Annotated in this window: 7 protein-coding genes; 5 read left to right on the top strand and 2 right to left on the bottom strand. The window is 74.3% G+C overall.

Features of this window, described 5'->3' with window-relative positions; all coding sequences use genetic code 11:
• Positions 1–158: 158 nt before the first annotated feature.
• A complete protein-coding gene (locus AB0F71_RS27220) occupies positions 159–2984 on the bottom strand; it encodes an FHA domain-containing protein (protein ID WP_360239125.1) in 2826 nt (941 codons plus the stop codon).
• Positions 2985–3399: 415 nt separating this feature from the next.
• Between AB0F71_RS27220 and AB0F71_RS27215 the strand changes: the two genes are divergently transcribed.
• From AB0F71_RS27215 to prfB, 3 genes are all read left to right on the top strand, one after another.
• Positions 3400–5265 (top strand): protein kinase, encoded by a 1866-nt coding sequence (locus AB0F71_RS27215; protein WP_360239110.1) that lies wholly within the window; start codon positions 3400–3402, stop codon positions 5263–5265.
• A 259-nt stretch (positions 5266–5524) separates the two neighbouring features.
• Positions 5525–6778 carry a serine/threonine-protein kinase gene (locus tag AB0F71_RS27210; protein ID WP_360239107.1) on the top strand — a complete coding sequence of 418 codons (1254 nt, stop codon included), beginning with the start codon at positions 5525–5527 and terminating at the stop codon, positions 6776–6778.
• Between the two features lie 68 nt (positions 6779–6846).
• Positions 6847–7962 carry a peptide chain release factor 2 gene (gene prfB / locus AB0F71_RS27205; protein ID WP_360239104.1) on the top strand — a complete coding sequence of 372 codons (1116 nt, stop codon included), beginning with the start codon at positions 6847–6849 and terminating at the stop codon, positions 7960–7962.
• Between the two features lie 146 nt (positions 7963–8108).
• Here prfB and AB0F71_RS27200 read toward each other — a convergent pair whose 3' ends face one another.
• Positions 8109–8303: a hypothetical protein gene (locus tag AB0F71_RS27200; protein WP_360239101.1), complete on the bottom strand. Its 195-nt coding sequence runs from the start codon at positions 8301–8303 to the stop codon at positions 8109–8111.
• Positions 8304–8671: 368 nt separating this feature from the next.
• Between AB0F71_RS27200 and ftsE the strand changes: the two genes are divergently transcribed.
• A complete protein-coding gene (gene ftsE / locus AB0F71_RS27195; RefSeq protein ID WP_360239098.1) occupies positions 8672–9361 on the top strand; it encodes a cell division ATP-binding protein FtsE in 690 nt (229 codons plus the stop codon).
• A 78-nt stretch (positions 9362–9439) separates the two neighbouring features.
• Complete coding sequence (gene ftsX, locus AB0F71_RS27190) at positions 9440–10351, top strand: permease-like cell division protein FtsX (RefSeq protein ID WP_350504738.1); 912 nt, start codon at positions 9440–9442, stop codon at positions 10349–10351.
• Positions 10352–10386: the final 35 nt, after the last annotated feature.

The raw sequence follows: 10386 nt of genomic DNA, 5'->3' as shown, positions 1-10386 counted from the left end.
TCCGGATACGTCAGCCCGGTGCCGACCAGGTTGTTCTTGAGCCAGTTGAAGGTCGCCTGGTTCTGGTCGCTGTCGATGGTGGCCCGTGTCACCGGACACGGGCCCGCCCCGAAGAGGTTTCTGTTGCTGAGTACCCCCGCAGAGCGCTCCGCGCGGGTTCAGCGGGAGGCGGCGCGTTGGAGGGCGCTGGCGAGGAGGGCGAGGTCGGTGGGGCCGTTGCCGAGTTCGCGGACCGGGCGGCGGGCGGGTGGGGCGCCGAGTTGGAGGGGGTCTATCGCGACCACGGTGGGGCGCAGGGTGGCGGTGCGGGGGATGCGGCCGCTGATGCGGGCGGTCTGGAAGGCGGTGACGCCGCCGTCCGGGCGGCGCAGGTAGCCGCGGCCGGGGGTGTCCTCCGGGAGGGCGGCCGCGTCGCCGAGGTGGATCAGCAGGTCGGACTCGGCCGGGTCCTCGGTGCGCAGCGCGATCCGCAGCAGGGCGGCTTCGTCCACCTCGGTGCCGGCGCTTGCCTCCGGGCGGCCGGTGGCGACCGCGAGGTGGACGCCGAGCGGGCCGCCGCGGCGGGCGACGGCGGCGAGCGCGCGGGCCAGCGGGCGGCCGACCGGGGAGGTCGGGGAGAGCAGGGCGTCGTAGTCGTCGACGACGACGACCAGCCGGGCCGGGACGGGGGAGGCGGGGGAGCCGGTCGGGCGGGGGTCGGAGGCGCTGCGCGCGGACGGGATGGTCCGGGGGGCCGGAGCCGGGCCGGCGGCGCCGACGGTGGCGGGCACCGGTACGGAGTTCGCGGCGTGCCCGTCCAGGCTGTGCCCGTCCAAGATTCGGGTGGCGTGCCAGGAAGCGAAGTCCAGTCCGTCGAACAGCCGCTCCCGCAAGGCGAGTTCGTCCTCCAGCGCCTCGGCGGCGAGGAGTGCGGCGCGCGGGTCGGCGACGGCGTTCACCCGGCCGGTGACGTGCGGCAGTTCGGTGCAGCCGTCCAGTCCGTCCTGGCCGTCGTCGGTGGCCCGGCCCTCGATGATGGTGACGGCGAGGCGCTCGGGCCGCTCGGAGACGGCGAGCGAGGCGACCAGGGTGCGCAGCAGCTCGGTCTTGCCGGAGCCGCGGGCACCGCCGATCAGCAGGTGCGGGCCGCCCGGGTCCGGGGAGGGCAGGGTGAGTTCGGGGTCGGCCAGGTCGAGGGTGCACAGCTCGTCCCGGGTGGTGCCGAGCAGCGCTGTGGCGGCGCCGATGCCGCCGGCGTGGGCGGCCCAGCGGGCGGACAGCTTGGCCGGGGTGACGGTGTCGAGCTGGAGCAGGTCGAGCAGCCGCAGCGCGTCCGGCAGCGGGCCGCGGGAGACCGGGGCGGCCTCGCGCAGCGGGGCGAGGACGCGGGCCAGCCGTTCGGCCCAGGCGTCGGAGACGGCGTCCAGCGAGACCTCGTGCAGGGTTTCCCGGCCGCGGGCGACCGGGCGGTCCAGGGAGAGCTGGGTGCCGACCTCGCCGGTGATCAGGGCGGTGGCGCCGAGGCCGCGGGGGAGCAGCTCGGGCTGTTCGGCGAGGCAGACCGGGAAGATGCCGACCGCCGGGCCCTGGCGCAGCAGCAGGTCGAGCGCGTGCCGGGCGGCCTCGGTGGCGGGGCGGCCGTCCACCACGACCACGGTGGCGGGGTGGCCGCCGGGGCCGGTCGGGCCGCTGAGCCGGGCGGTGAGTTCGGTGAGCCGGGCGGTGGCCTGGTCGTCGTCGAAGCCGACCAGCAGTCGGCAGTCCTGGCCGTCGGCGGGGCGCAGGTGGGGCAGCCAGAGCGCCCAGGCCCAGGTGTCGACGCGGTCCTCGGGGCTGCGGGCCGGGTCGGCGTCGACCACGACGAGGCTGAGCCCGGTCGGCGGGTGCAGTGCGGCGAGCTGGGCGACGACGGCGCGGGTGAGCGCGTCCAGGCGTTCGCGCGGGCCGCTGAGGCCGAGGCTGCCGGCGGTCTGGAGGTCGAGGGTGACGGGGACGGCGGGCAGCATGGTGCCGGGGGTGGTGCCGGCGCCGCCGGGGCGGTCGGCGGTGCCCAGCCGCAGGGTGAGCGCGTCGGGGTGGCCGGGGCCGCGCTCCCAGAGCCGGGGGCCGGGGCCGACGGCGTTGAGCAGCACGGTGGCGAGGTCGGGCCAGCGCTCCCGCTGGGCGGCGGCCTGGCGCAGCCGTACGGCGGTGTGGTGGCGTTCGGCGCTCTCCTGGCCGTGCGGCTCGGCGGCGCGGCCGGGCAGCAGGGAGAAGAGGCCGCGGCCGCGGCCCGGGGCCGGTTCGGGGGCGGTGGGCGGTTCGAGTACGGGCGGCGCGGGCCGGGCCGGGCCGGGGGCGGCGAGCTGGAGGTGGCCGTTGCCGTCGGGCAGGGCGGCGCGGGCCGGCTCGCCGAGCGGTTCGAGGACCTGGAGGGTGGACTCGCCGATCCGCAGCAGCGCGCCGTGTTCCAGCGGGACGGCGGCCTCGGGCGGCAGCGGCGGGACGATCCGGCCGTCCAGGGTGGTGCCGTTGGTGGAGCCGAGGTCGCGGACGGTGGCCCGGCCGTCGTCGCCGAGGTGCAGGGCGAGGTGCAGTCGGGAGACGTCCGGGTCGTCGAGCGGGACGTCGGCCTCGCCGGAGCGGCCGATCCGGATCTCCCGGCCGTGCAGCCGGTGCACGCCGCCGGCGTCCGGGCCGCCGACCACGCGCAGTTCGGCCGCGGCGCGGGTGTCGTCGGGGTCGTCGGCGGTGGGGTCGGGCTCGTTGAGGCTGAGCACGGCGCCGTCGAGCAGCGGGGGGTGGCCGAGGAGGGTGTGCTCGTCCACCCGGTGCGCCCCGGCGTACAGGTGTACATGGGTGGCGGCCCGTGGTCCGCGCACGCCGACGGCGCCCGCGAGTGCGCCCGCGACGGCGCCGAGCGCGGTGCCCACGGGCGCGGTGACCAGCACGTCCACGTAGGGGATGGCGGAGCCGGCGGCGGTCGGGCCGCTGCGCGGTCGGAGGACGGTCAGCCGGATCTGCATCTCGCCCGCGGGTCCCTTCTGCTGGTGTGATGCCTGGTACCGCTGCCCGGTGTCGTCACGCACGCGCGGGGCGGTTGTGGCGACCCTTGGGCCACACGAGTGGCGAGTGTCCATCCTGCCATCCGGCACGGACGGTCCGCGCACCGTACCGGATTTGACGATCTTGCGATCATCGCCATGGTGGAGGCGACGGAGGGTCAGGTCAACCGTCGCCCCGGCCGCCCGGCCGAGGGGCCCGGTGACCGCCTCCGGGTGGTTCCCTAGGGGATGTCCCCCAACCCTGCTCCGACCGCCAGCCGGTCACCTCGGGAACCGGTACGGACACCGTTAGAGTGGCCGCAAACACGGGCCCGGCAGGCTCACCGCGAACCGGCGGGGGAGCGCCCCGCGGGCGGCACGGCGAGGAGTGCGACAGGTGCGGCCAGTCGGCAGCAAGTATCTGCTTGAGGAGACCCTGGGGCGGGGTGCCACCGGGACGGTCTGGCGGGGTCTGGTGCGCCAGGACGTCCAGGCGCCGGGCAGCGAGCCCGGGCAGCAGGTGGCCATCAAGGTGCTGCGCGAGGAACTGGCGGCCGACCCGGACGTGGTGATGCGCTTCCTGCGCGAGCGTTCGCTGCTGCTGCGGCTGAGCCACCCGAACATCGTCCGGGTCCGCGACCTGGTCGTCGAGGGCGAGCTGCTGGCGCTGGTGATGGACCTGGTGGAGGGCCCCGACCTGGCCCGCTACCTGCGCGCCAACGGCCCGTTCAGCCCGATCGCCGGCTCGCTGCTGATGGCCCAGGTCGCGGACGCGCTGGCGGCCAGCCACGCGGACGGCATCGTCCACCGCGACCTCAAGCCCGCCAACGTGCTGCTCGCCTCCACCGTGGTGCAGGGCACCGAGCAGATGCACCCGCTGCTCACCGACTTCGGCATCGCCCGGCTGGCCGACTCCCCGGGCGTCACCCGCACCCACGAGTTCGTCGGCACCCCCGCCTACGTCGCGCCGGAGTCCGCCGAGGGCCGCCCGCAGACCTCCGCGGTGGACGTCTACGGCGCCGGGATCATGCTGTACGAGCTGGTCACCGGCCGCCAGCCGTTCCAGGGCGACAGCGCCCTGGCGGTGCTCCAGGCCCACCTGGCGCAGGAGCCGCAGCGGCCCAGCACCATGCCCGAGCCGCTCTGGACGGTGATCGAGCGCTGCCTGCGCAAGGACCCGGCGCAGCGGCCGAGCGCCACCGCGCTGGCCCGGGCCCTGCGGGTGGTCGCGGCCGGGGTCGGCGTGCACGCCTCGCCGGCGGCGGTGGACGAGGCGCTGGCGGTCGGCGCCCTGCTGCTGCCGGACCCGCAGCCGACCGCGGTGCCCGGCAGCGCGCCGGCCGCGCCCGCCGCGCCCGTCGGCCCGTACGGCACCGAGGACCGCACCCAGGTGCTGCCCCCGGCCCCGGGCGCCCCGCAGTACGACCCGGCCGCGGCGACCCGGGTGATGGGCACCCAGCCGCCGCCCGCGCCCCCGTACGGCACCCAGGACCGCACCCAGGTGATGCCGCCCACCGCCGTGCCGCCGCCCCCGCCGGTCGCGCCGGCCGGTCCGCCGGAGGAGGCGCCGCACCCCTGGCAGACCCAGCTGCGGGCGGCGCGCGACCGCAACCAGCAGACCCAGGTCGGCTACTTCCGGCCGGAGGACTTCGAGGACCCGCAGGTCGCCCCGCCGCCCTACCAGGCCGATCAGCGGGGCCAGGGCGGCCAGGGCGTGCCCGGCCACCAGCCGCAGCCGCCGGCCGGCTACCGCCCGGACCAGCGCCGCCAGGCGCCGCCGCCCGGCTACGCCCAGCGCCCGCCGGTCGCCCCGCCGCCCTACCAGGTCAACCAGGGGCCCCAGGGGCCCCAGGGCGGCGAGGGCGGCGGCCGTCCGCAGCCGCCCGGCGGCTACCGGCAGGCCCCGTCCGGCCAGGGCCGGACGCCGGGCGGCTACCCGCCCCCGCCTGCCCCGGTGCCACGCCGGGCCGAGCCGCCCGCGCCGCAGCACCGGGAGCCCCGGCCGCCGCGGGAGGAGCCGCGCGAGCCGTCCCGCCGGGAGAGCGCCCCGCCGCGCGAGCGGCGCCCGCGCAGCCGCAACCGGATGTACATCCCGGGGCTGGGCTGCCTCAAGGGCTGCCTGATGGTGCTGCTGGTGCTGGCGGTGGCCGCGCTGGCGCTGTGGAACTTCACGCCGCTGCCGCACTACTGGGACAACGTCGTGGGCTGGTTCGACACCGCCCGGGACTGGGTGAACAACGTCTTCGGCAGCTCCGGCAACTGACGCGGGCCCGGGCGGTCGGCAGGGTACGAGGTACGGGCCCCGGCGACCGACCGGAGGTGACCGGACGTCCGGACCCGGCCCGGAAGCCAGGATTGACGCTTTGTCGACAATTCCCGAGATTTCTCGCCCCCGAGTGCCGCTCCACGGCCCCCAGGCGCCCCGCACGGGGGGTCCGGGCGCGTAGGTTGGTCGCTGTTGTCCCGCCCCACCGAGCGCGCCCGGACCCCCGGAGCGCTCCCGCGCCGCCCACGGAGCAGCATTGGCACGCAAGATCGGCAGCCGGTACACCGTCCACCAGGTGATCGGCCGGGGTTCGGCCGGGACGGTCTGGCTCGGTGAGGGGCCCGACGGCCCGGTGGCGGTCAAGCTGCTGCGCGAGGACCTCGCCGCCGACCAGGTACTGGTCGGCCGCTTCGTCCAGGAGCGCACCGCGCTGACCAGCCTCGACCACCCCCGGGTGGTCGGCGTGCGGGACATGGTGGTGGACGGCAGCGACCTCGCCCTGGTGATGGAACTCGTCCAGGGCACCGACCTGCGCTCCCGGCTGGAGCGGGACGGCGCCCTCCCGCCGCAGTCCGCAGCCTCGATCATCGCCGACGTCGCGGACGGCCTTGCGGCCGCGCACGCGGCCGGGATCGTGCACCGCGACGTCAAGCCGGAGAACGTCCTGCTCGACCTCGCGGCCGCCCCCGGCCCCGGCGGCGCGCCGCGCGCCAAGCTCACCGACTTCGGCGTGGCCCGCCTGGTCGACGCCCCGCGGCGGACCCGGGCCACCCGGATCATCGGCACCCCCGACTACCTCGCCCCCGAGATCATCGAGGGCCTGGAGCCGCGCGCCGCCGTCGACATCTACGCCCTCGCCACCGTGCTGTACGAGCTGCTGGCCGGCTTCACCCCGTTCGGCGGCGGCCACACCGGCGCGGTGCTGCGCCGGCACGTCACCGAGCAGGTGCCGCCGATCCCCGGCCTGCCGGACGGGCTGTGGCGGATCATCTCCGAGTGCCTGGCCAAGGCCCCGGCCTCCCGGCTGCGCGCCGCCGAGCTGGCCGCCCGGCTGCGCGAGCAGCTGCCCTCGCTGGCCGGTCTGCCGGTGCTGGCCGTGCCCTCCCAGGGCCGCGCCCCGGCCGAGGAGCAGCTGACCCCGGGCGAGGCGGTCTACGCCGAGGTGGACGCCGGCCCGGGCACCCACAAGCGCCGCCGCGGCCCGGCCGTCCCGCTGGTGCCGGGCGTCGCCCCGGACTCCACCCGGGACACCCACACCAGCCTGCGCCGCCCCTCGGCCGACGAGCTGGCCGCGTACGCCGCCGAGTCCCGCGCCCAGCGTGCCGCGCCGGGGCACCGCCGGGACCGCGCGGCCCTGCTGCGCCGGCGCCGCCTGCTGGCCGTCCTGCTGGCCACCGTGCTGCTGCTGGCGGGCGCCGCCGCGGCCTGGACGGCCTTCGCGGCCACCGAACCGGGCGGCGGCCACCCGGCCCGCCCGGCCGTGCACGGCACCGCCCCGCGGGCTCCGTAGCCCGCGGAGAACGGCAGCGGAACCGGGGGTGTCGTCATGACCACCCCCGGAACCATTACGCTGGGGGCGTGGCAGCCGTCGATCCTTCCGAAGAGCTCAAGAACCTCGATACGACCATGGGGTCGATCGAGGCCGTCCTCGACCTGGACAAGATCCGGGCCGACATCGCGGTCCTGGAGGAGGAGGCAGCCGCCCCCACCCTGTGGGACGACGTCGCGAACGCGCAGAAGGTGACCAGCCGGCTCTCCTTCCTCCAGGGCGAACTCCGTCGCGTCGAGGGGCTCCGCAGCCGCATCGACGATCTGGGCGTGCTGTTCGAACTCGCCGAGGCCGAGGACGACGCGGACACCCGCACCGAGGCCGAGGCCGAGCTGGTCTCGCTCCAGAAGGCCGTCGAGGAGCTGGAGGTCCGCACCCTCCTCTCCGGCGAGTACGACGCCCGCGAGGCGCTGATCAACATCCGCGCCGAGGCCGGTGGCGTGGACGCCGCCGACTTCGCCGAGCAGCTGATGCGCATGTACCTGCGCTGGGCCGAGCGGCACGGCTACCCGACCGAGGTGTACGACACCTCGTACGCCGAAGAGGCCGGCATCAAGTCCGCGACCTTCACCGTGAAGGCGCCCTACGCGTACGGCACCCTCTCGGTCGAGCAGGGCACCCACCGCCTGGTCCGCATCTCGCCCTTCGACAACCAGGGCCGCCGGCAGACCTCCTTCGCCGGTGTCGAGGTGCTTCCGGTCGTCGAGCAGTCCGACCACGTCGAGATCGACGAGGGCGAGCTGCGGGTGGACGTCTACCGCGCCTCCGGCCCCGGCGGCCAGGGCGTCAACACCACCGACTCGGCGGTGCGCATCACCCACCTCCCGACCGGCATCGTGGTCTCCTGCCAGAACGAGCGCTCGCAGATCCAGAACAAGGCCTCCGCGATGAACGTCCTCCAGGCCAAGCTGCTGGAGCGGCGCCGCCAGGAGGAGAAGGCCGCGATGGACGCGCTCAAGGACAGCGGCAGCTCCTGGGGCAACCAGATGCGCTCCTACGTGCTGCACCCGTACCAGATGGTCAAGGACGTCCGCACCGCGTACGAGGCGGGCAACCCGCAGGCGGTCCTGGACGGCGACATCGACGGCTTCATCGAGGCCGGAATCCGTTGGCGCAAGCAGCGGGAGACCTCGAACGAGGCGTGAGGATTCCGGCCTCGATGAAAATCAAGCACAGCATCGAGGCCGGAATCCGCTGGCGCAAGCAGCGCGAGACCAGCGCCGAGTAACCGCAGGCACACGCGAAGGGCCCCGACCGCAGCGGTCGGGGCCCTTCGTCGTACGCAGGATCGTCAGGCCAGTGCCTGCCGCGCGATCAGCGCCACCGCGAGCAGCCCGGCCAGCAGGGCCAGCAGTATCGCGGGGGAGAGCGCGGCGAACGGCCCCTGCTGCTCCTGCAGCCGGGCCCGGTTGGCGCGGCACACCGGGCAACGCCCGTCGCTGACGCGGCCGTTGCAGTTGGCGCACACCAGATGGTCGCAGGTCATGCGATCTCCTCCTCGCTGCTACAGCCAACGCACCGGACGGGGCTTTGGTTCCCTGTTCCTACCTGTACGGGGGAGTCTGCCCCGTACGGGGGAGCGACCGGACACGGTTGCCCCCTCCACTCTGCCAGGTTCTGGCCGTTCCGGCTCCCGGGCTGTGAGATGGCTCGCAATTATCGGGGCACAACCGGACATTCTCCCCCAGATTCCGGAGTCCGTCCTGGGTCGTCCCTGCGGGCCGGCCACAGCTTCGCGTATGGTCCCAGACCGGGAGCGGCCGTCCGCGCTCCCATCGCCCGCCCCCGGACCGGGCCTCCGGGGCGGATCGACCGAGGACTGGCGCCGCCTAGGATGGCCTCCGTGATGCAGCCGTGATCAGATTCGACAACGTCTCCAAGACCTATCCCAAGCAGAACCGTCCCGCCCTGGACAACGTCTCGCTGGAGATCGAGAAGGGTGAGTTCGTCTTCCTGGTCGGCTCGTCCGGCTCGGGCAAGTCCACCTTCCTGCGGCTGTGCCTGCGGGAGGAGCGACCCTCCACGGGCTCGGTGCACGTGCTGGGCAAGGACCTCGGCAAGCTGTCCAACTGGAAGGTGCCGCACATGCGCCGCCAGCTGGGCACCGTCTTCCAGGACTTCCGCCTGCTGCCGAACAAGACGGTCGCGCAGAACGTCGCCTTCGCGCTGGAGGTGATCGGCAAGCCCAAGAGCGCCATCAACAAGGTGGTGCCCGAGGTGCTGGAGCTGGTCGGCCTCGGCGGCAAGGAGGACCGGATGCCCGGCGAGCTGTCCGGTGGTGAGCAGCAGCGCGTCGCGATCGCCCGTGCCTTCGTGAACCGCCCGATGCTGCTCATCGCGGACGAGCCCACCGGCAACCTGGACCCGCAGAACTCGGTCGGCATCATGAAGCTGCTCGACCGGATCAACCGCACCGGCACCACGGTGCTGATGGCCACCCACGACCAGGCCATCGTCGACCAGATGCGCAAGCGCGTCATCGAGCTCGACAAGGGGCTGCTCGTCCGCGACCAGGCCCGCGGCGTCTACGGATACCAGCACTGACCGACCAGCGCTGACCCGTGGGGCCCGCCGGCCCGGCCCGCCAGACCGCGCAGTACCGACCCTGGAGTTGTTTCCCGCATGCGTGCCCAGTTCGTCCTGTCGGAGATCGGTGTGGGTCTCCGACGCAATCTGACCATGACCATCGCGGTCGTGGTCAGCGTCGCGCTCTCCCTCGCCCTCGCCGGTTCCTCGCTCCTGGTCCGCGACCAGGTGAACTCCATGAAGGGGTACTGGTACGACAAGGTCGAGGTGAGCATCTACTTCTGCACCAAGGCGGATGCCCGCAACTCGCCCCAGTGCGACAAGGGTGCGGCCACCGACCAGCAGGTCCAGGACATCAAGGACCAGCTGGACAAGATGAGTTCGGTGGTCCAGTCGTCCACGTACGAGAGCTCCGCGGAGGCGTACAAGCACTGGAAGGACATGAACCCGGACAACCCGCTCATCTCCGTCCTGGGCCCGGACGCCATGCCGCAGTCCTGGCGGGTCAAGCTCAACGACCCGACCAAGTACGACGTCATCCAGAGCGCCTTCGCGGGCAAGCCCGGCGTCAAGTCGGTCGAGGACCAGCGGAAGATCCTGGAGAACCTGTTCGGTCTGCTCAACGGCCTGCAGACGGCGGCGTTCGTGATCATGGTGCTGATGCTGTTCGTCGCGTTGCTGCTGATCGTCAACACCGTCCGGGTGTCGGCGTACAGCAGGCGGCGCGAGACCGGCATCATGCGCCTGGTCGGCGCCTCGAACTTCTACGTCCAGATGCCGTTCATCGCCGAGGCCGCGTTCTCCGCGCTGCTCGGTGCGGCGCTGGCCTCCGGCCTGCTGGTCGGCGGGCACTTCTTCGTCCAGGGCTGGCTGGCGGACCGGGTGCAGTTCATCCACTTCATCGGCCTCGGCTCGGTGCTGGCGGTGATCCCGCTGCTGGTCGTGGTCGGCATGGGGATGGCCGGCATCGCGGCGTTCTTCACCCTGCGCAAGTACCTCAAGGTCTGACCCCCTGAGGTTGCTTCGGCCCCGTACGGCACTGC

Origin of the sequence: Kitasatospora sp. NPDC028055, assembly GCF_040637885.1 — a bacterium.
In the GTDB taxonomy this organism is placed as follows: Bacteria; Actinomycetota; Actinomycetes; order Streptomycetales; family Streptomycetaceae; genus Kitasatospora.
This window is presented reverse-complemented; position numbering and strand designations above follow the sequence as displayed.